The 19626-nt window shown below is 53.2% G+C and carries 16 protein-coding genes and 1 pseudogene; 1 reads left to right on the top strand and 16 read right to left on the bottom strand.

All coding sequences use genetic code 11. From position 1 onward, the window contains the following. Nucleotides 1–108 precede the first annotated feature (108 nt). The 7 genes from ACVCAM_RS06740 to ACVCAM_RS06710 all read right to left on the bottom strand — a co-directional run bounded on the left by ACVCAM_RS06740 (nt 109) and on the right by ACVCAM_RS06710 (nt 9526). Nucleotides 109–867, bottom strand: coding sequence for an amino acid ABC transporter ATP-binding protein (locus ACVCAM_RS06740; RefSeq protein WP_008502871.1), 759 nt, complete (start codon nt 865–867; stop codon nt 109–111). Between the two features lie 7 nt (nt 868–874). Continuing rightward, nucleotides 875–1978: an amino acid ABC transporter permease gene (locus ACVCAM_RS06735; protein ID WP_025912573.1), complete on the bottom strand. Its 1104-nt coding sequence runs from the start codon at nt 1976–1978 to the stop codon at nt 875–877. Between the two features lie 9 nt (nt 1979–1987). After that, complete coding sequence (locus ACVCAM_RS06730) at nt 1988–3169, bottom strand: amino acid ABC transporter permease (RefSeq protein ID WP_447093556.1); 1182 nt, start codon at nt 3167–3169, stop codon at nt 1988–1990. Between the two features lie 67 nt (nt 3170–3236). Beyond that, the gene (locus ACVCAM_RS06725) at nt 3237–4262 is read right to left on the bottom strand and encodes an amino acid ABC transporter substrate-binding protein (RefSeq protein WP_021242295.1); all 1026 of its coding nucleotides are present in this window, start codon (nt 4260–4262) and stop codon (nt 3237–3239) included. 473 nt (nt 4263–4735) lie between these two features. After that, a complete protein-coding gene (locus tag ACVCAM_RS06720) occupies nt 4736–4957 on the bottom strand; it encodes a lipoprotein (protein WP_008502867.1) in 222 nt (73 codons plus the stop codon). 304 nt (nt 4958–5261) lie between these two features. Further along, on the bottom strand, nt 5262–8375 hold the full coding sequence (locus tag ACVCAM_RS06715) for an efflux RND transporter permease subunit (RefSeq protein ID WP_447093555.1): 3114 nt from the start codon (nt 8373–8375) through the stop codon (nt 5262–5264). An 11-nt stretch (nt 8376–8386) separates the two neighbouring features. Next, on the bottom strand, nt 8387–9526 hold the full coding sequence (locus ACVCAM_RS06710; protein ID WP_407223719.1) for an efflux RND transporter periplasmic adaptor subunit: 1140 nt from the start codon (nt 9524–9526) through the stop codon (nt 8387–8389). A 388-nt stretch (nt 9527–9914) separates the two neighbouring features. Between ACVCAM_RS06710 and envR the strand changes: the two genes are divergently transcribed. After that, nucleotides 9915–10634, top strand: a complete 720-nt coding sequence (envR, locus tag ACVCAM_RS06705; protein WP_008502864.1) for an acrEF/envCD operon transcriptional regulator — start codon at nt 9915–9917, stop codon at nt 10632–10634. On the opposite strand, the pseudogene ACVCAM_RS06700 reads toward envR, so the two are convergent. The 9 genes and pseudogenes from ACVCAM_RS06700 to accC all read right to left on the bottom strand — a co-directional run bounded on the left by ACVCAM_RS06700 (nt 10550) and on the right by accC (nt 19626). Beyond that, nucleotides 10550–12627: pseudogene (locus ACVCAM_RS06700) on the bottom strand (putative bifunctional diguanylate cyclase/phosphodiesterase). The gene envR and the pseudogene ACVCAM_RS06700 overlap by 85 nt on opposite strands. A gap of 138 nt (nt 12628–12765) precedes the next feature. Next, nucleotides 12766–12930 (bottom strand): DUF2556 family protein, encoded by a 165-nt coding sequence (locus ACVCAM_RS06695; protein ID WP_008502862.1) that lies wholly within the window; start codon nt 12928–12930, stop codon nt 12766–12768. A 177-nt stretch (nt 12931–13107) separates the two neighbouring features. Next, nucleotides 13108–13404, bottom strand: a complete 297-nt coding sequence (gene fis / locus ACVCAM_RS06690) for a DNA-binding transcriptional regulator Fis (protein ID WP_000462905.1) — start codon at nt 13402–13404, stop codon at nt 13108–13110. Nucleotides 13405–13427: 23 nt separating this feature from the next. Beyond that, nucleotides 13428–14393, bottom strand: coding sequence for a tRNA dihydrouridine synthase DusB (gene dusB / locus ACVCAM_RS06685; protein ID WP_008502861.1), 966 nt, complete (start codon nt 14391–14393; stop codon nt 13428–13430). A gap of 330 nt (nt 14394–14723) precedes the next feature. Then, nucleotides 14724–15464 (bottom strand): carbonic anhydrase, encoded by a 741-nt coding sequence (locus tag ACVCAM_RS06680; protein ID WP_025912571.1) that lies wholly within the window; start codon nt 15462–15464, stop codon nt 14724–14726. A gap of 127 nt (nt 15465–15591) precedes the next feature. Next, nucleotides 15592–16473, bottom strand: coding sequence for a 50S ribosomal protein L11 methyltransferase (gene prmA, locus ACVCAM_RS06675; protein ID WP_008502859.1), 882 nt, complete (start codon nt 16471–16473; stop codon nt 15592–15594). 11 nt (nt 16474–16484) lie between these two features. Then, a complete protein-coding gene (gene panF, locus ACVCAM_RS06670; RefSeq protein ID WP_008502858.1) occupies nt 16485–17936 on the bottom strand; it encodes a sodium/pantothenate symporter in 1452 nt (483 codons plus the stop codon). Next, a complete protein-coding gene (locus ACVCAM_RS06665) occupies nt 17926–18168 on the bottom strand; it encodes a YhdT family protein (RefSeq protein ID WP_021242290.1) in 243 nt (80 codons plus the stop codon). The genes panF and ACVCAM_RS06665 overlap by 11 nt, the downstream gene beginning before the upstream one ends. 108 nt (nt 18169–18276) lie before the next feature. Beyond that, on the bottom strand, nt 18277–19626 hold the full coding sequence (gene accC, locus ACVCAM_RS06660) for an acetyl-CoA carboxylase biotin carboxylase subunit (protein ID WP_003860388.1): 1350 nt from the start codon (nt 19624–19626) through the stop codon (nt 18277–18279).

The raw sequence follows: 19626 nt of genomic DNA, 5'->3' as shown, positions 1-19626 counted from the left end.
ACATCAAATAAGTGAGAAGGCCATCCGAAAGGATGGCCTTTTTGCGTTATGATTCTCGTGAAAACGGTAGGCCCGGTAAGCGCAGCGCCACCGGGCAAAAAGATCTGATTAATGAATCACCTGCGACAGGAATGCTCGCGTACGTTCTGACTTCGGATGCGCAAAGAACTCATCCGGCGGCGCCTGCTCAACAATCTCCCCACGATCCATAAAGATCACCCGGTCAGCCACGGTTCGCGCGAACCCCATCTCATGCGTGACACACAGCATGGTCATGCCGGATTGTGCCAGTCCAATCATGGTATCCAGAACCTCCTTCACCATTTCCGGATCGAGGGCTGATGTCGGTTCATCAAACAGCATAATTTTCGGTTTCATACACAGTGAACGGGCGATAGCCACACGCTGCTGCTGTCCACCCGATATCTGACCAGGAAACTTATTGGCATGCTCTGCGATACGTACACGCTCCAGATAGTGCATTGCCAACGCCTCGGCTTCCTTTTTCGGCATCTTTCGTACCCAAATCGGTGCGAGCGTACAGTTCTGCAGAACGGTCAGGTGCGGAAAAAGATTAAAGTGCTGAAATACCATTCCCACTTCCTGACGCACGCGTTCGATATTGCGGATATCTTCATTCAGCTCGATACCATCAACCACGATGCGTCCTTGCTGATGCTCTTCAAGGTGGTTAATACAGCGAATGGTTGTGGATTTCCCGGAGCCGGACGGGCCGCACAGGACGATGCGCTCTCCCTGCTTGACCTTAAGATTAATATCCTTCAGGACATGAAACTGTCCGTACCATTTGTTCACGTCTTCCAGCGTAATCATCGCGTCGGCGGGTGTCATAGTTATTTGGCTCATATTTTCCTCAGTGCGGTGTACGCCCGGTGTTAAAGCGCTTTTCCAGATGCTGGCTGTAGCGCGACATGCTAAAACAAAAGATCCAGTAGATCAGGGCAGCAAAGACATATCCTTCGGTGGACATGCCCAGCCAGACAGGGTCAACGGTAGCCTGTTGCACGCTGCTAAAGAGATCGAACAATCCGATGATGATCACCAGGCTGGTATCCTTGAAGAGGGCAATGATCGTATTGACCAGGCCCGGAATGACCAGCTTGAGTGCCTGGGGAAGAATGACCAGCCCCTGGGTTTTCCAGTAGCCGAGCGCCAGTGATTCCGCCGCTTCGTACTGGCCTTTAGGCAACGCCTGCAGACCACCGCGCACCACTTCAGCGACATAGGCGGACTGGAAGAGGATCACCCCGACCAGGGCACGGATCAGTTTGTCGATCGTTGTTCCTTCTGCCATAAATAGCGGCAGCATGACCGATGACATAAACAGAACGGTGATAAGCGGTACGCCGCGCCAGAACTCAATGAAGATAACGGAGAGCACGCGAACGATCGGCATTTTTGAACGCCGTCCGAGGGCAAGTAAAATCCCCCACGGCAGAGCACCGGCTATCCCCACTGACGCGATAATCAACGTCAGCGTCAGTCCGCCCCACTGGCGTGTTTCAACGCGTTCCAGCCCCAGAAAACCGCCATACAAGAGCACCCAGACAATAATTGGATAAACCACCGCCCAGACGGCAATATAGCGTCCACGATGAGGCAGCTTTTTCCAGAACATGACTGCGACAGAGAGCAGGCCTATAACCAGCGCGAGATTAATCCGCCAGCGCTGTTCGTGGGGATACAATCCATACATGAACTGACCGAAACGTTCATGAATAAACACCCAGCAGGCACCGGCTTTTGTACAGTCAGCTCGGGTTGAACCGACCCAGTTGGCCTGTAAAAACGCCCAGCTCAGCAGGGGAGGAATCAATTCCCACATGAGCCACAGGCAGACAATCGTCAGCAGGCTATTACTCAAGCTGGAGAACAGATTCTTTCGCGCCCAGAGAATGAAACGTCCACCTGTCGAGTTGGCAGGGCGCGAGGCGTGCGACAGTATCGCTTTTGTCATCATAGATCCTTAGCGCTCGACCAGTGCTATACGACGGTTATAGAGGTTCATCAGCAGTGAAATTACCAGGCTGATGATGAGATAGACAGACATGGTGATGGCGATGGTTTCAATGGCTTGTCCGGTCTGGTTAAGCACGGTTCCGGCGAAGAGGGACACCATATCCGGGTAACCAATAGCGGCGGCCAGCGACGAGTTTTTGACAATGTTGAGATACTGGCTGGTCAGCGGCGGAATGATGACCCGCAACGCCTGCGGAATAATGACCTGACGAAGCGTCACCGTATGCGGTAATCCTAGTGAGCGTGCCGCTTCGTGTTGCCCGTGCGGGACGGCCTGGATCCCGGCACGAATAATCTCAGCGATAAAGGCTGAGGTATAAATCGATAGCGCCAATGTCAGGGCCGCCAGTTCAGGAATTAACACCATTCCACCCTGGAAGTTAAAGCCTCGCAGATGGGGAACATCCCAGTGCAACGCGGCGCCAAACAGCCAGTGTGCCACTAGCGGCAGGCTAACGATCAGGATGACTGCGGTGGGCCAGGTTCTACGAAGCTGACCGGTTTTGATCTGATGCTTGCGGTTAAAACGGAATACCCCAGCGGAGAGGGCAAGCGCTATCACAATCGCGCCGATGAAAGCGTACAGTCCTTCGCCCGGCTGAGGAGAAGGAATGGACAACCCACGGTTACTCAGGAAAAACAGCTCAAACGCGTCGACGGCCTGACGGGGACCAGGAAGGTTACGCAGTACGGCGAAATACCAGAAGAAGATCTGCAGCAGCGGGGGGATATTGCGGAACGTCTCGATATAAATCGTCGACAGTTTCCGCAGGAGCCAGTTTTCTGAAAGACGTGCCAGGCCAATAAAGAAGCCCAGTATCGACGCGAAGACGATACAAAGCGCCGATACCAACAGCGTATTCAGTAAACCGACCACGAATACGCGTCCGTACGTGTCACCTTCCTGGTAATCAATAAGATGCTGAACAATGCCAAAGCCCGCGCTGCGATCCAAAAACGCAAAACCGGAGGTAATGCCGCGATTGTTCAGGTTGGTGGTGGTGTTGTGGATGAGATACACGGCGATGAGAACAACCGCAACAATAGCAATAATCTGGAATAGCCAGGCGCGGACCGCGGGATGAGAAAAGGATAGCGATCCTTTTACGGCTGAGCGGCGATGGGACATAAAGAAACCTCAGTAACCATGACTCTGGAGTGGGCACTGCATGCGCAGTGCCCGTTACAGCTATGACTTAACGTACTGGTGGCGCGTACTGAATACCGCCGTTGTTCCAGAGATTGTTCTGGCCGCGTTTGATCTTCAGCGGGCTTTCCGATCCCACGTTGCGTTCAAAGATCTCAGAGTAGTTGCCCACCTGTTTGATGATGTTGTAGGCCCACTTGTTATCCAGCTTCAGATCCTTGCCGAAATCGCCTTCTTTACCCAGCAGGTGCGCCATATCCGGGTTAGATGGGTTAGCCGCTTTCTCATCCACGTTTTTCGAGTTGATGCCCATCTCTTCTGCGTTCAGCATGGCAAACAGCGTCCAGCGAACAATAGAGAACCAGTCTTCATCGCCGCGACGAACGACAGGGCCGAGAGGTTCTTTGGAGATCACTTCAGGCAGGACAATCCACTCTGCCGGATTGCTCAGCTTAATGCGTAAGGCATACAGCTGTGACTGGTCAGAGGCCAGCGTGTCGCAACGGCCGGATTCCAGCGCTTTAGCCGACTCATCCGAGCGGTCAAATGTTACTGGCGTGTATTTCATGTTATTTGCTTTGAAATAATCGGCGACATTCAGCTCGGTATCGGTGCCCGCCTGAATACAAACGGTCGCACCATCCAGCTCTTTGGCGCTTTTCAGGCCTGCTTTATTGTGGGTCAGGAAGCCGATCCCGTCATAATAGGTCACGCCCGTAAATGACATCCCCATACCCGCGTCGCGGGAGGAGGTCCAGGTGGTATTACGGGAGAGCATGTCAACCTCGCCGGACTGCAGTGCCGTAAAGCGTTCTTTTGCCGTCAGCGGGGTATATTTTACCTTGCTGTCATCGCCAAAAACGGCGGCGGCAACACCGCGGCAGACATCTACATCAATACCGGTAAATTTGCCGTTCGCATCGGCATAAGAGAAGCCAGGCAAACCGTCACTGATACCACATTGAACAAAACCTTTCTTTTTAACGGCATCCAGTGTCGTTCCCGCATGGGCTTGACCGGCTACGGCAAACATCATGCCTGCAGCGGCCAGGCTGGCTATCATCGTCTTTTTCATAATGCTTCCTGTGTGGCGAAATTTATCGTTATAGAGGCGTTTTTAAACGCTTTACCTGTCTGTGGCTTTGGCCAACGTTTATAAAGCAAACGTAATGCCAGTTTTGCGTTCGGCAAAATAAGAGATGAGTGAACGCTTAATGCTGAGTGTAGACAGGCTTAAATAAAACGAGCGCCCTGAAACGGTGCGAAATTACAACCTGTGCCACAAATTGGAGCAAAAGTTTTGAGTCGCGCCAGAAAAAAGAAGAGATAGTTTCCAGAGTGAATATTGGCAGGATATTCAATAATATTAATGTGTGAAAATCATCACAATAGAACAGGTAATTTAAAAAAGTGTACGAAAAAGATGTGACTGGCTTCAGGCTGAAATGAAAGGCACGAATAAATACGGGGCTATTTTTTTACTTCTTTGAAAATAGTGCACTGATTAAAAGCAAAAGCGCGGCCAGAGCCGCGCTTTCTTAACTGATGTTACTTCGTCAGGGCAACAATACCCAGCGTCAAGCCCGCCACTGCGGCAGCGCCGCCAGCGATAGCACCTGCTGTTTCCCAGTTGTCCTGGGTGGTGCCTTTCATACAGGTATTGGTATGAACCAGTCGGCCCTGGTCGTCGTAAACCGGTACACATGGAGAGTCGTGCGCGCAACCAGCAAGCAGCGCAGCGAGTAGTGCAACGGAAATGAATCTTTTCATGATGTTACCTCAGTATTATTTCTCGTCCGCTATAAAGCCAGGAGGGCAATTAACGAACTGGAGGTTATTTTACCACCGGGGTAAGTCCGCGTTACACGAGGAATAATCTCAAATTATGTAGTTTGTAAAAATCGTGGAGAAAAATCGATTTCCGGACGAATTAATGGAGACATTATGAAGGGGTAAGAGAGTGTTTTTACTTAATGCAAATCACTGTATTTTTAACATGGCTTTCGCTTAATGCCTAATTCATTGTTTATGTTAAAAATAAAAAAGGCACCAGAGGTGCCTTTTTAGGGAAATGTTAATCTTTATGGCGGGTAAAGCGTCGACGAACAACCACAAAGAAGACGGGCACGAAGAAAATCGCCAGAAGCGTTGCGGAAAGCATTCCCCCCATCACACCCGTACCGACGGCGTTTTGCGCACCGCTCCCGGCTCCGGTACTGATCACCAGCGGCATGACGCCAAGGATAAAGGCCAGGGAGGTCATCAGGATCGGTCGAAGGCGCATCCTTGACGCTTCAAGCGTAGCTTCAATGATGCCTTTACCTTCTTTCTCCATCAGGTCTTTAGCAAATTCGACGATCAGGATGGCGTTTTTCGCCGACAGACCAATTGTGGTCAGCAGGCCGACCTGGAAATAGACGTCATTGTTTAACCCGCGCAGCGAGGCTGCGAGAAGGGCCCCGATGACCCCCAACGGCACAACCAGCATAACGGAGAACGGAATGGACCAGCTTTCATACAGCGCTGCCAGACACAAGAACACCACGATCAGTGAAATGGCGTACAGTGCAGGCGCCTGGTTACCCGAAAGTCGCTCCTGGTAAGACATTCCCGTCCAGTCATAACCGATGCCGGAAGGCAATTTTGCCGCGAGGCTTTCCATCATAGCCATGGCCTCACCGGTACTTTTACCCGGGGCTGATTCGCCGAGGATCTCCATCGAAGGCATTCCGTTGTAGCGCTCCAGACGAGGTGAACCATAAACCCAGTGAGCGTTGCTAAAGGCTGAGAACGGCACCATTTCCCCGTTCGCGCTGCGCACATAAAGGTTGTTAATATCCCCTGGCAACATACGGAATTTCGCGTCGGCCTGTACATAGACTTTTTTCACGCGGCCATGATCGATAAAGTCATTCACATAGGTGCCCCCTAAGGCCGTCGAAATCGTCTGGTTGACGTCAGAAAGACTGACGCCCAGCGCCTGTGCTTTCTCCTGATCGACATCCAGTTTGAACTGAGGCGTATCTTCAAGACCGTTTGGGCGTACGCGCACCAGCAGGTCAGGATGCTCTTTCACCATGCCGAGCAGCTGGTTACGCGCCTGCGTCAGCTGGGTATGCCCCAGGTTTGCCTGATCGATAAGTTCAAAGTCGAAGCCCGTTGCGGTACCTAACTCAATAATAGCGGGCAGGTTAAACGGGAATACAAGGCCGTCTTTAATCTGACTGAAAGCTTTTGTCGCGCGACCCACAATGGCTTCAACGCCATTTTCCGCCCCAGGACGCTCTTCCCAGGGCTTCAGGCTGATGAAGGCAATACCGGAGTTCTGACCCTGGCCGCTAAAGCTAAAGCCGTTTACGGTAAAGACGGATTCAACATTTGCTTTCTCTTTGTTCAGGTAGTAGTCCTGAACCTGGTCGAGAACCTGCTGAGTACGCGTCTGGGTTGCCCCCGCCGGGAGCTGAACCATCGTCATAAACACCCCCTGATCCTCTTCGGGGAGGAAGGAGGTGGGTAAGCGCAGGAAGAGCACCGCCATTCCACCGACAATAATGACGTACACCAACAGATAGCGTCCGGTCTTGCGCAAGATACCGCTCACGCTGTTACTGTAGTGCTCAACGCTCTTATCAAAGAGCGCATTAAACCAGCCGAAGAAACCCCCTTTTTTCTCATGATGATCGGCTGAAACAGGCTTAAGCAACGTTGCACAGAGCGCTGGCGTCAGGATTAGCGCAACCAGTGCTGACAATGCCATAGCGGAAACGATAGTTAGCGAGAACTGGCGATAGATCGCCCCCGTCGAGCCGCCAAAAAAGGCCATCGGGATAAAGACCGCCGAGAGCACCATGGCGATCCCCACCAGTGCCCCCTGGATCTGTCCCATCGATTTCTGCGTAGCCTCTTTCGGCGGCAGCTTGTCCTCGACCATGACGCGTTCAACGTTCTCAACGACCACGATAGCGTCATCAACCAGCAGACCTATCGCCAGCACCATGCCGAACATTGTCAGGGTATTGATGGAGAAACCGAACGCCGCCAGAACCGCGAAGGTACCCAGCAGAACGACCGGAACCGCGATAGTCGGGATGAGCGTTGCCCGCAGGTTTTGCAGGAACAAGTACATAACCAGGAAGACGAGAATAATCGCTTCAAACAGGGTCTTCACCACTTCGTGGATGGAGATTTTCACAAACGGTGTGGTGTCATAGGGGTAGACGACTTTTAGCCCCTGCGGGAAGAACGGCTGCAGTTGTGCCAGCTTGCTCTTGATGGCTGCCGCTGTATCCAGCGCATTTGCCCCGGTTGCCAGCTTAATCCCCAGGCCGGTTGCCGCCTGCCCGTTGATTTTTGTCACCATGTTGTAGTTTTCGCCACCCAGCTCAATGCGAGCCACATCCTTCAGATGCACCATCGAGCCGTCCTGGTTCACCTTGAGCGTCACGCGGCCAAACTCTTCCGGTGATTTCAGGCGGGTTTGCGCGATGATCGAGGCATTCAGCTGCTGTCCTGGGATGGATGGCGTCCCGCCCAACTGGCCTGCCGCTATCTGGTCGTTCTGCGTTTTCAGCTGGTTGATAATATCCAGCGGCGTCAGCTGGTATTTGTTCATCGCATTGCTGTCGAGCCAGATACGCATCGCATATTGGGCGCCGAACAGCTGCACGTCACCGACACCAGACGTTCGGCTGATGGCATCTTTGACGTTCGAGGCAACATAGTCGGAGATGTCATTCTGCGTGAGGTTTTTGTTGTCTGAAACAAAACCGGCGACCAGCAGGAAGCTACTGCTGGACTTCTCAACGCCAATCCCTTGCTGCTGCACCTCTTGCGGCAGCAGCGGCATGGCGAGCTGTAGCTTGTTCTGCACCTGCACCTGGGCGATGTCCGGATCGGTTCCGGACTCGAAGGTCAGGGTGATGGTGACGTTACCCGCTGAATCGCTGGTGGAGGACATATACATCAGGTTATCGATACCGTTCATGTTCTGTTCGATAACCTGGGTCACGGTATCCTGCACCGTTTGAGCATCTGCTCCCGGGTAGGTCGCGGATATCGCCACGGCGGGAGGCGCAATGGTCGGATACTGTGCGACGGGAAGTTTGAGAATGGCTAGCCCACCAGCAATCATCAAAATGATGGCAAGTACCCAGGCGAAAACCGGTCTCTGAATAAAGAAATTAGCCATGTCGTCGTCCCTTAACTGGCTGGAGCGGTGGTGGTATCAGGCGTAGCGACGACGGTTACGCCCGGTCTGACCTTTTGTAGCCCGCTGACAATCACGCGGTCACCGTTTTTCAGCCCTTCCGTCACCAGCCAGCGGTCGCCAATCGCCTGAGGCGCAACGACGGTGCGAGACTCAACCTGGTTTTTATCGTTCACCACCATCACGGTGGCATCGCCTCGCGGCGTACGAGTCACGCCTTGTTGGGGAACCAGAATCGCATCCGGCTGCGTACCTTCATCAATCCGGGCGCGAACGAACATACCCGGTAACAGCAGATGTTGAGGATTCGGGAAAATGGCGCGCAGGGTAATCGAGCCGGTACTTTGATCCACCGTGACGTCTGAGAACTGCAATGTGCCCTTCAGCGGATAGGGCTGCCCGTTCTCCATCAGTAGCTCAACGCTGCTGGCGGTATCGCCTTTTTGCAGGCTCGTCTGCTTCAGGCGCAAAAAATCATTACTGGACTGGGTGACATCGACATACATCGGATCAAGCTGCTGAACCGTTGCCAGCGCCGCTGCCTGCCCGTTGGTGACCAGCGCCCCTTCCGTTACGCTGGATTTACCGATGCGACCATCAACGGGCGATGTCACTTTGGTATAGGCAAGGTTGATGCGCGCGCTTTCAACGCCCGCTTTGGCGGCGACGACGCTGGCGTCTGCCTGCTGGGCCGTGGCCACGGCCTGGTCATACTCCTGCTTGCTGACATACTGTGTACCGACCAGCGGGAGATAACGTTTCACCGTCAGGTGAGCAATATTGGCCGCCGCCTGGGCCTTCGCCAGCTCGCCTTTGGCGTTGTCGTAAGCCGCCTGATAGATTGCAGGATCAATCTGGTAAAGCGAATCTCCAGCTTTTACATCGCTGCCCTCCGTGAAGTTGCGACGCAGGATAATACCGCTAACCTGCGGACGAACCTCTGCAACGCGGAACGCATCTGTTCTGCCCGGGAGTTCAGTGGTGACAGCCAGCGGTGCGCTTTTCACAATATGCACACTGACCTGGGGAGCCTGCGGATGTTGTTGTTGGTTTTCCTGGCCATCGCATCCTGAGAGCAGCACAGCGCAGACAATGAAACCGGCTAAGGGTAAGCGTCTGAAATGATTCGTCATTACTGTTCCTTTAAATACCCGGTAACCGATATTTAGCGTGAATCGGTAGCAGGGGCAGCGGGATAAAAAAATAAAATGTAGCTGCGTATAATAATGAGGGTATTTAATGTTTTTTAATTTATAAGTGCGAATGGCAAGGTCTGAGCAGAAAAATCAGAATCAGACTCGGTTTATTTCTCTGTCTTCTTCCGGCAAGCTAATCAGTTAAATAGCGCTTAATGTGCCTCATTTATTCATGGCATGAATTTAAACTTAAATATGTATTTAGCTAAACTATAAATTAAGAAGATTGACTTTTTTTGTGCAAAACTAAAACGGGAATTGGTGAATACTTTCGTTCTCCTGACCTGTGTTACGTATAAACTTTGTGAGTAGCGAGTCGTTGTCTATGGCGCGGAAAAAGAAAGAAGAAGCTCAACAAACCCGGCAGCAGTTGATTGAGGCGGCTATCGGGCAGTTTGCGACGCGTGGCGTAGCCAACACCACGCTGACGGACATCGCGGATGCTGCAAATGTGACGCGCGGTGCAATCTATTGGCACTTCACCAGTAAAGCTGAAATATTTAATGCCATCTGGGAGCAGCAATTACCGCTTCGCGACATTATTCGCGACAGGCTTTCCCTTTCCGAAGGTGATGATCCATTGTTAATACTTCGTGAGCAATTTATTACTGCGTTGCAGTATATTGCGCGTGAGCCTCGACAATGCGCACTTTTACAAATTTTGTATCATAAATGTGAATTTAGCAGTGACATGATTTCAGAGAGAGACATCAGAAAACGGATTGGATTCAATTATGACACGCTGCGTGCCTCGCTGGAGGCCTGTATTTCACGGAACATCATTTCGCCAAAGGTAAATGTTGATCTGACCTTGATCGTATTCCACGGCTTTTTTAGCGGAATAATTAAAAACTGGTTAATGAATAACGAAAGTTTCAATCTTTATCAGCAGGCACCCGCCCTGGTCGATAGCATTCTGGCGACACTCCCTGTCATTCGCGTATCGCCTCATGATGATGCTTACAGCCCTGCGCCAGGTAGCATCTCCCCTCGCGCACAAAGCGCCTCTATGGTTTGCGCGCTGACGGGTTTACCTAACAGATAACCCTGAAGGGTGTTGCAGCCCAACTCGGTCAAAAAGGCCTGCTGTGCTTCGGTTTCTACGCCTTCAGCCACGACTTTCAGATTGAGTGTTTTGGCGAGGGCCACAATCGCGGAGACAATGGTGGCATCCTCGCTTTCTCCGCTGAGCTCTTTCACGAACGCCCTGTCGATTTTCAATTCACAGGCGGGTAAGCGCTTGAGGTACAGCAGGCTTGAATAGCCGGTGCCAAAATCATCAATGGAGGCCTTGACGCCCGCTTCCGTCAGCTCTGTCAGCACCCGTACACTTTCATCCGGGTTGCTCATGGCCGTGGTTTCCGTCACCTCCAGGATCAACATTTCTGGTGGCACATGATGAAGTGCCAGGCAGTTGAGAACCGTGTTGACCAGCGAAGGCTGTTCAAACTGCAGCGTCGACAGGTTTACCGCCATTGACCAGCTTTGATGTCCCTGAAGATGCCATTCACGCAGCTGGCGACAGGCTTCATTAATTACCCAGTTGCCGATAGGGATAATCAGCCCCGTTTTCTCCGCCAGCGGCAGGAAAAGGTCCGGGGTCAGTAACCCCTGCTTAGGATGCTGCCAGCGCAATAACGCCTCAAATCCAAGGAGAGGGCCGGCGGGGGCGTGAAATTTTGGCTGATACAGCAGGCGGAGCTCATTGCGATCGATCGCCATCCACAGATCGTTCATTAACTGAAGGTGGGTCTGCGCCAGCGTATTCATCGAGGGCTGGAAAAAGTGGTAACCGTTCCGGCCCATATGCTTGGTATGGTACATCGCCGCATCGGCGTTAAACATGAGCTCACGTTCGGTTTTGCCGTCGTGAGGATACAGCGCGATCCCAATGCTGAGGGTGACCATCAGTTCATAGTGGTCGAGGTTGAACGGGCTATCGATCGCGCGCACCAGCGAATTCGCCAGGGAGGCCGCATCGTCCGGGCCTTCCCCCTCAGCCAGCAGAACAAACTCATCACCGCCGATACGTGCCAGGGTGAACTGGCCCTTCAGGAGATGCAGCAGGCGCTCCGTTACGGCAATCAGCAGCTTGTCACCGACATCATGGCCGTAAGCGTCATTGATGGCTTTAAAGCCGTCGAGATCCATGAACATCAGGGCAAAATGGGTTCCCTCGCGATCGGCTTTGCTGATGGCCTGATCGAGTCGGTCTTCCAGCAGGATACGGTTGGGCAGCCGCGTCAGGGTATCGTGCAGGGCCAGCTGTGCGAGTTCCCGGTTAGCTTCTGCAAGGGACGAGGCCAGAAGGGCGGTACGCGCCTGAAGGCGGGCGTCCAGCATTGATACCAACAGGGTAATCCCAAGAATAGAGAGCGCGACAACGCTCACCAGCACCGCCAGCCAGCTCCCGTTAATACCCTCATGGTGAACCATTGTGGACATCGGAAACTGTGCGGCTTTCATCCCGGCGTAGTGCATCCCGGCAATGGCTATGCCCATGGTGATGGCGGCACCCGTGCGCATCAGCACGACCTGCGCGGCGTCGTGACGCAGGCGGAAGGTCAGCCATAATACCGCGAGTGAAGCGGCAAGCGCAATGGCGACCGAAATGGCCACCCAGACCTTATCCCAGATAATCCCGGGCATCACTTCCAGCGCGGCCATGCCGGTGTAATGCATGGCAACAATACCGCTTCCCATCACCAGCGCACCGGGCAGCAGACGGCGCAAGCGTAATTGATCGCAGCTCACGAGCCAGAGCGCGAACAGTGACGATCCGACGGCGATGACCATGGATAACGCCGTCAGGCTGGCGTTGTAGCTCATGCTCATGGAGAGATCCATCGCCAGCATGCCGATAAAATGCATGGCCCACACGCCGATGCCCATTGCAATACCGCCGCCAGCCAGACGCGGGCAGCTACACCCTCACTCCCGGCGACACGTGCCGCCATATTCAGTGCGGTATACGCCGCAAGGATGGCAACAACAAAGGAGAGGACAACAAGGATATGGTTGTATTGGCTGACCAGCATGGACGGTTCTACTCGAGTGTGGGGTTACGCTAGAGCGGTTGAGAAGGGCGAGACATTATCACCGTCGGGTAATGGCTCAAAGGGATTTAAATCCCCGTTTTTAGTGGGTAATCACGGGGAGTTTGCGCAATCAGGCGGCTAGTCGAGCTCTGAACAGTTTACGAGTTTCAGGGGATTCACGGAGTTCATATTGCGACACTTATCGGTTTCGGTGCTCATCAGTTCAATCCACTGCATCAGAAGTGCATCGAAAATCAGAACGGAGATTGCAAAAACAACCAGCCACCAGTATTTACGAATCATTGTGTCATTCCGCGAGAAGAGCGCCAGTAAAGTGGGGGAAATATACACCAAAAGCGGCGGTTTTAAAGCGGGATAAGTGAAGGTTTACAAAGCGTTGACGGAGTGAAGCAGGGAATAAAAAAGGCGCTTCCCCATGCCGAAGAGCGCCTTTTTAAACAAGCATTTAACTGATTAGTATCAGTTCATGCCGTATTTTTTCAGTTTCTTACGCAGAGTACCACGGTTGATACCCATCATCAGCGCAGCGCGGGTTTGGTTACCGCGGGTGTATTGCATCACCATGTCCAACAGTGGCTGTTCAACTTCAGCCAGTACCAGCTCATACAGGTCATTAACATCCTGACCGTTCAGTTGAGCAAAATAGTTCTTCAGTGCCTGTTTAACCGAGTCACGCAGGGGCTTTTGAGTTACCTGATCCTGAGAGTTAACGGTAGAAACGGTCAGTACGTCAGAATTTACGCGTTGTTCGAACATAGTTCTGTCAGCTCTTTATTTCATTACGCAAGATTTTCGAAGTATGCCTCCAACGCCTCCAGCTGTTCGCTGGCATCCTCAATGGCGTTGAATGTGCGCCGAAACTGGTCATCTGGAGCGTGCTCCTGGAGATACCAGGAAACGTGTTTACGCGCAATTCGGTACCCTTTCGCCTGACCGTAGTGGTCATGCAGTTCCCGAACATGCGAACAAAGCAAGCGCTTAACCTCTGCCAGAGGCAGGGGAGCAAGCAGCTCTCCAGTGTCCAGATAATGCTGGATTTCCCGAAAGATCCAGGGTCTTCCCTGAGCGGCACGTCCTATCATCAGAGCATCAGCTCCCGTATAGTCGAGCACCGCTCTGGCTTTAAGCGGGTCAGTTATGTCGCCATTCGCGATAATCGGAATGGAAACTTTCTGCTTAACTGCCCGAATGCTGTCGTATTCAGCTTCACCGTTGAACAAACAGGCGCGCGTGCGTCCATGAATGGTCAGGGCCTGAATGCCACAGTCTTCGGCCAGTTGGGCAATCTCTACACAGTTACGGTGTTCCGGCGACCAACCCGTGCGAATCTTTAACGTAACAGGAACGTCCACTGCGCTGACAACCGCCGTCAGGATAGCTTTCACCTGGTCGGGGTATTGCAGAAGGGCTGAACCTGCAAGCTTGCGATTCACTTTTTTGGCCGGGCACCCCATATTGATATCAATAATCTGGGCACCACTTTCCACGTTGATACGCGCGGCATCTGCCATCTCTTCAGGCACGCTTCCGGCAATTTGCACGGTGCGAATACCGGGTTCATCAATGTGCACCATCCGAAGGCGGGATTTATCGCTTTCCCAAACCTGCGGGTTAGACGACATCATCTCGGATACGGTTAAACCGGCTCCCATCTCATAGCACAGCGTCCTGAACGGCCGGTCGGTAATACCTGCCATAGGGGCTGCGATCAGGCGATTTCTAAGCTGGTGGTGTCCGATGCGCATGAGTTAAGAAATGACCATACTGTGACTGCAAGGCGGCGTATATTACGCATTTTTTGCACGAGATGAAAGGCCAAACTTTGAACAATCCACTGTTGTAGATCAAGGAATCGCCGCTCAATCTTTCCGTTAAGAATTATTCACTATTTAAATCATTGTGTTAGGCAGGAATGGCTATTTTATGAGCGCTTACAATTTCCCGTAACTTCTCATCATTTCTGAATAAATGGCTTACCTGAGCGGGATAATCTGCTGTTTTTAGCAGCAGATTTTCCCTCTTCTTTGCGATCTGCGTCGCATTTTAGAACATGATCTTAAGACTCAGAATGGGCGTTATTCGACCACAACGCGCCCATGCAGAGACTGTACCGGACGGTTATTATCGTGATGCATGGTATGGGTAAATTTCTCAAGCTGTTCTGCTGAGACGGTTAACGGCTGTTTGAGCACGATCCAGGTGACCCCTTCAGAACACGGTGGCGTGGTCAGAGATCCGCTAAAGCGCCAGTAGGTTTTCACCTTCGGCAGCAGCTTGTTCAGGTTGAGATCCTTCTCAATGAAGACGTTCTGTTCAGCCTGCTGCGGCATCACGCTCCACAGCTTATCCAGCTCCGGATTCGCAGCCCCTTTATCAAACATGACGGCTACCACGGTCAGCTCACCTGCGCTGTTTTTATGTACCAGATGCATCTCCATCGCGTACTTCTTGCCGTGCACGGTGTTTTCGCTTGGTGCATGGAAGTGGAACTGCTGGAGCGTCCAGGTTTGCTTGTCCAGAGTGATGGTGTCACGGGTGTCAGCCTGTTCGCTAGCCTGAATGGTATGGCCATTATTGGTCAGCGTTACAGGACCATCAATGTAGTGTGTTTGCAGCGGGGAGAGATGGGCGTTAGCGGTCGAATCAATATTTATCGGAGACTGGTTCATCCCGCTCTGGCAGGTCTTGTAGGCCTCGTCCAGTTCACCCCAGTGTTCCGGTGAACCTTCCCCTTCATAGCCCCAGTGTGATGCGAATGCTGAAGCCGAAACCATGCTCAGCGCAAACAGCGCTGCCTTGCCTGTAATGTGTTTCATCATATTCTTCCGGTGAATTTTTTAATACAAATCAACATGATTTGTGGGGTTATTTTACCGAAGAATGGCAGAGGGAGAGAGGATTATCAGAGGAAGAGGGGCGTGGTCAGAGGACCACGCCAAATGCTTATTTTTTACGACCGGTAATACGGCACCACTCTTCTTTCTCCACCACCGGGTCGAGAGCGAAAAGATCGGCGTAGGCTTCACACACGCTGTCTGCCTGGCTTGCCAGGATACCCGAAAGTCCCAGCAGACCGCCCTCAACGGGCAGCACGCTGATTAACGGAGCCAGCTCGCGCAATGGGCCCGCCAGAATGTTTGCAACCACCACATCGGCTTTCATGGCTTCTGGCTGCGCATCCGGCAGATACAGCTCCAGTCGATCGGAAACGCCGTTGCGCTCGGCGTTGTCGCGACTGGCCTGAATGGCCTGCGGATCGATATCGATCCCGATAGCTTTTGCCGCGCCCAGTTTCAGGGCGGCAATCGCAAGGATCCCGGATCCACAGCCGAAGTCGATCACCGTCTTACCATCCAGATCGAGACCATCCAGCCACTGCAGGCACAGGGAGGTCGTTGGATGGGTGCCGGTACCAAACGCCAGACCCGGATCGAGCATGACGTTAACCGCGTTTTCATCAGGAACCTCGCGCCAGCTTGGGCAGATCCACAGACGCTTGCCGAACTGCATCGGGTGGAAGTTATCCATCCATTCGCGTTCCCAGTCTTTGTCTTCCAGCTGTTCGATTTTGTGCGCAAAGCCCGCGCCCAGCAGAGGGTGGTTTTCCAGAATCGCGACGACCTCTTTCATGTCGGTTTCAGCATCGAACAGGCCAATCACGTCGGTATCGCCCCACAGGCGGGTTTCGCCCGGCAGCGGTTCAAAGACCGGCGTGTCATGCGTGTCCTGGAAGGTGATAGAGACCGAGCCGGCCTCCATCAGCGCATCGCTCAGCTCTTCGGCGTTCGCGCCGGTTGTATTCAGTTTTAGTTGGATCCACGGCATGGCAAAACTCTTTATTTATCAGTAGAAATCATAGCGGGCTGTGGGACGGGCTGACCGAAACGGTTCCCCACCACAAACGCCAGTAAACTTAGCAGTAACGAAGGCACAATCGGATGGAAGCCCAGGTACTGGATCTTAAACGTTGCGAGGACGGCGTACAGCACGCCGCCAACAATCATCGCGCTCAGCGCACCGGCAGCATTTGCGCGTTCCCAGTAGAGCCCTAACACCAGCGGCCACAGGAATACCGCCTCAAGCCCACCAAATGCCAGCAGGTTCAGCCAGATGATCATCTCCGGCGGGCGCCATGCGGCTAACAGCAGCAACGCGCCTAGCACCAGCGTAATCACCGCCGACATATGCTTCAGGCGACGTTCATTTTCAACCTGCTCAGGGCGCAGGTTCAGATAGAGATCTTTAATGATCGTAGCGGAACTTTGCAGTAACTGAGCGTTGATGGTCGACATAATGGCGGCCATTGGCGCGGCGAGGAAAATCCCGGCGGCAAAGGGGGGCAGTACTTTGACCATCAGCGTCGGGATAACCAGATCCGGCACGGTAAGATCGGGGATTACCGCGCGCCCTAATGCCCCCGCCAGATGCATACCAAACATCAGGACAGCGACCACAATCGTCCCGATGATGATGCCCTTGTGAACGGCTTTGCTGTCTTTATAGGAGATACAGCGCACGGCGGTATGCGGCAGACCAATTACTCCGAAGCAGACTAACACCCAGAATGAGGTCATAAAGGTCGGAGAGAGGATATCATCTGCGCCCTGCGGCGAGACCAGTTTCGGGTCAATCGCTTCCAGGGTTTCCACCGCGTGAGTGAGTCCACCCGCCGCATGGACAATCCCCACCAGCAGAACGATCGTACCGATGAGCATCACCATTCCCTGCAGCGTATCGTTCAGCACGCTGGCGCGGAATCCGCCAAACGCAGTATAGAGCGCGATGCTTACCCCGAAGATGATGAGGCCTGTCTCGTAAGGGATGCCGGCCGCCGTTTCCAGCAGACGCGCACCGCCGATAAACTGTACGGTCATCGCACCGATAAACGCCACCAGCAGGCTCAAGCTCGCCAGCCACACCAGCAAGCGGCTCTGGTAACGGGCAAAGAGCATATCGTTGAGCGTCACGGCATTGTAACGGCGCGCCAGAATGGCAAATTTTTTACCCAGTATGCCCAGCGAGAGCCAGACGGCAGGCAGTTGGATCATCGCCAGCAAAACCCAGCCTAACCCGTATTTGTAGGCCGCACCGGGGCCGCCAATAAACGAGCTGGCGCTGATATAGGTCGCGGTCAGCGTCATTGCCAGCACAACGCCGCCCATCGAACGGCTGCCGAGGAAATACTCGTTCAGAAAGGCACCGGTCGTTCTTTTGCGCATGGCGTAAATGGACAATCCAAATACGACCAGCAGGTAAGCGACAAGCGGCAGAATGACTTCAAGCTGCATCATCGTCCTCCAGCGGAATATCCCGGTAGATAAATTTCACCATTGCCCAGCACAGCAGGATAAACACCAGCGGAACCAGCAGGCAGGCCAATTCGAACCAGTGCGGCAGGCCGGTGATGCCAATAGCAGAGTCTGGTAAGTAAGCGGTTACTAACCATGCAGCAAGATAGAGAAGGGTCAGCCACAGCGCCCAGCGCGCTTCTTTATGGGCCTGAACAAAACGTTTGTCCATTTTTTGTCCCTTGTGGATGAAGAAAGCGGGGATTGTACATGATGAGGCTTTCCAGGCCCCAGAAATAAAAAAGGCCGGATAATCCGGCCTTTTCACAACACAGGTCTCTTACTTCTCGTTCAGACCGAGTTTTTTCTCCAGATAGTGGATGTTGGTTCCACCATTCTGGAAGTGCTCGTCGCTCATGATGCGCATCTGCAGATCAACGTTGGTTTTGATTCCGTCGATGATCAGTTCCTGCAGGGCGTTCTTCATGCGGGCAATCGCCACGTCACGGTTTTCGCCGTAGCAGATGAGCTTGCCGATCATTGAGTCATAGTACGGCGGTACGGTGTAACCGGCGTAGATATGAGACTCCCAGCGCACGCCAAAGCCACCCGGCGCGTGGAAACGCGTGATTTTACCCGGGCTTGGCAGGAAGGTGTTCGGGTCTTCGGCGTTGATACGGCATTCTACCGCATGGCCTTTCACCACCACTTCTTCCTGCTTGATGGACAGCGGCTGACCGGCTGCGATACGCAGCTGCTCTTTAATCAGGTCAACGCCGGTGATCATTTCGGTAACCGGGTGTTCAACCTGAATACGGGTGTTCATCTCAATGAAGTAGAACTCGCCGTTTTCGAACAGGAACTCAAAGGTACCCGCTCCACGATAGCCGATATCGACACACGCTTTAGCGCAACGTTCGCCGATGTAGCGACGCAGTTCCGGAGTAATGCCCGGCGCTGGTGCTTCTTCGACCACCTTCTGGTGACGACGCTGCATGGAGCAGTCACGTTCAGCCAAATAGATCGCGTTACCCTGACCGTCAGCCAGCACCTGAATTTCGATGTGGCGTGGGTTTTCCAGGTATTTTTCCATGTACACCATGTCATTGCTGAAAGCGGCTTTCGCTTCTGCTTTGGTCATGGAGATGGACTGCGCCAGTTCAGCATCGCTGCGCACAACGCGCATACCGCGACCGCCGCCGCCGCCGGACGCCTTGATGATAACCGGGTAGCCAATGCGTTTAGCATGAGCACGGTTAGCATCCATGTCGTCGGTCAGAGGGCCGTCAGAGCCTGGTACGGTTGGTACACCGGCTTTTTTCATCGCGGTGATCGCAGACACTTTGTCGCCCATCAGGCGGATGGTGTCGGCTTTCGGGCCGATGAAGATAAAGCCAGAGCGTTCAACCTGCTCAGCAAAGTTGGCGTTCTCAGAGAGGAAGCCATAACCCGGATGAATTGCCACCGCGCCGGTGATTTCAGCGGCGCTGATGATAGCCGGGATGTTCAGATAGCTTTTTACGGACGGAGCCGGGCCAATACAGACCGTCTCATCCGCCAGCAATACGTGTTTTAAATCGCGATCCGCGCTTGAGTGCACAGCGACAGTCTTGATGCCCAGTTCTTTACAGGCACGAAGAATACGCAGTGCGATCTCGCCGCGGTTGGCGATAACAATTTTATCCAGCAT

It is taken from the genome of Enterobacter sp. CFEC122, from assembly GCF_052983755.1.
The sequence above is the reverse complement of the archived record's forward strand: the minus strand, read 5'-3'. Positions and strand labels throughout refer to the sequence as shown.

What these genes read in the sequence shown, in the direction of transcription:
- ACVCAM_RS06740 (WP_008502871.1), bottom strand. Translation starts at nt 867, where the DNA reads ATGAGCCAAATAACTATGACACCCGCCGACGCGATGATTACGCTGGAA.
- ACVCAM_RS06735 (WP_025912573.1), bottom strand. Translation starts at nt 1,978, where the DNA reads ATGACAAAAGCGATACTGTCGCACGCCTCGCGCCCTGCCAACTCGACA.
- ACVCAM_RS06730 (WP_447093556.1), bottom strand. Translation starts at nt 3,169, where the DNA reads ATGTCCCATCGCCGCTCAGCCGTAAAAGGATCGCTATCCTTTTCTCAT.
- ACVCAM_RS06725 (WP_021242295.1), bottom strand. Translation starts at nt 4,262, where the DNA reads ATGAAAAAGACGATGATAGCCAGCCTGGCCGCTGCAGGCATGATGTTT.
- ACVCAM_RS06720 (WP_008502867.1), bottom strand. Translation starts at nt 4,957, where the DNA reads ATGAAAAGATTCATTTCCGTTGCACTACTCGCTGCGCTGCTTGCTGGT.
- ACVCAM_RS06715 (WP_447093555.1), bottom strand. Translation starts at nt 8,375, where the DNA reads ATGGCTAATTTCTTTATTCAGAGACCGGTTTTCGCCTGGGTACTTGCC.
- ACVCAM_RS06710 (WP_407223719.1), bottom strand. Translation starts at nt 9,526, where the DNA reads ATGACGAATCATTTCAGACGCTTACCCTTAGCCGGTTTCATTGTCTGC.
- envR (WP_008502864.1), top strand. Translation starts at nt 9,915, where the DNA reads ATGGCGCGGAAAAAGAAAGAAGAAGCTCAACAAACCCGGCAGCAGTTG.
- ACVCAM_RS06695 (WP_008502862.1), bottom strand. Translation starts at nt 12,930, where the DNA reads ATGATTCGTAAATACTGGTGGCTGGTTGTTTTTGCAATCTCCGTTCTG.
- fis (WP_000462905.1), bottom strand. Translation starts at nt 13,404, where the DNA reads ATGTTCGAACAACGCGTAAATTCTGACGTACTGACCGTTTCTACCGTT.
- dusB (WP_008502861.1), bottom strand. Translation starts at nt 14,393, where the DNA reads ATGCGCATCGGACACCACCAGCTTAGAAATCGCCTGATCGCAGCCCCT.
- ACVCAM_RS06680 (WP_025912571.1), bottom strand. Translation starts at nt 15,464, where the DNA reads ATGAAACACATTACAGGCAAGGCAGCGCTGTTTGCGCTGAGCATGGTT.
- prmA (WP_008502859.1), bottom strand. Translation starts at nt 16,473, where the DNA reads ATGCCGTGGATCCAACTAAAACTGAATACAACCGGCGCGAACGCCGAA.
- panF (WP_008502858.1), bottom strand. Translation starts at nt 17,936, where the DNA reads ATGCAGCTTGAAGTCATTCTGCCGCTTGTCGCTTACCTGCTGGTCGTA.
- ACVCAM_RS06665 (WP_021242290.1), bottom strand. Translation starts at nt 18,168, where the DNA reads ATGGACAAACGTTTTGTTCAGGCCCATAAAGAAGCGCGCTGGGCGCTG.
- accC (WP_003860388.1), bottom strand. Translation starts at nt 19,626, where the DNA reads ATGCTGGATAAAATTGTTATCGCCAACCGCGGCGAGATCGCACTGCGT.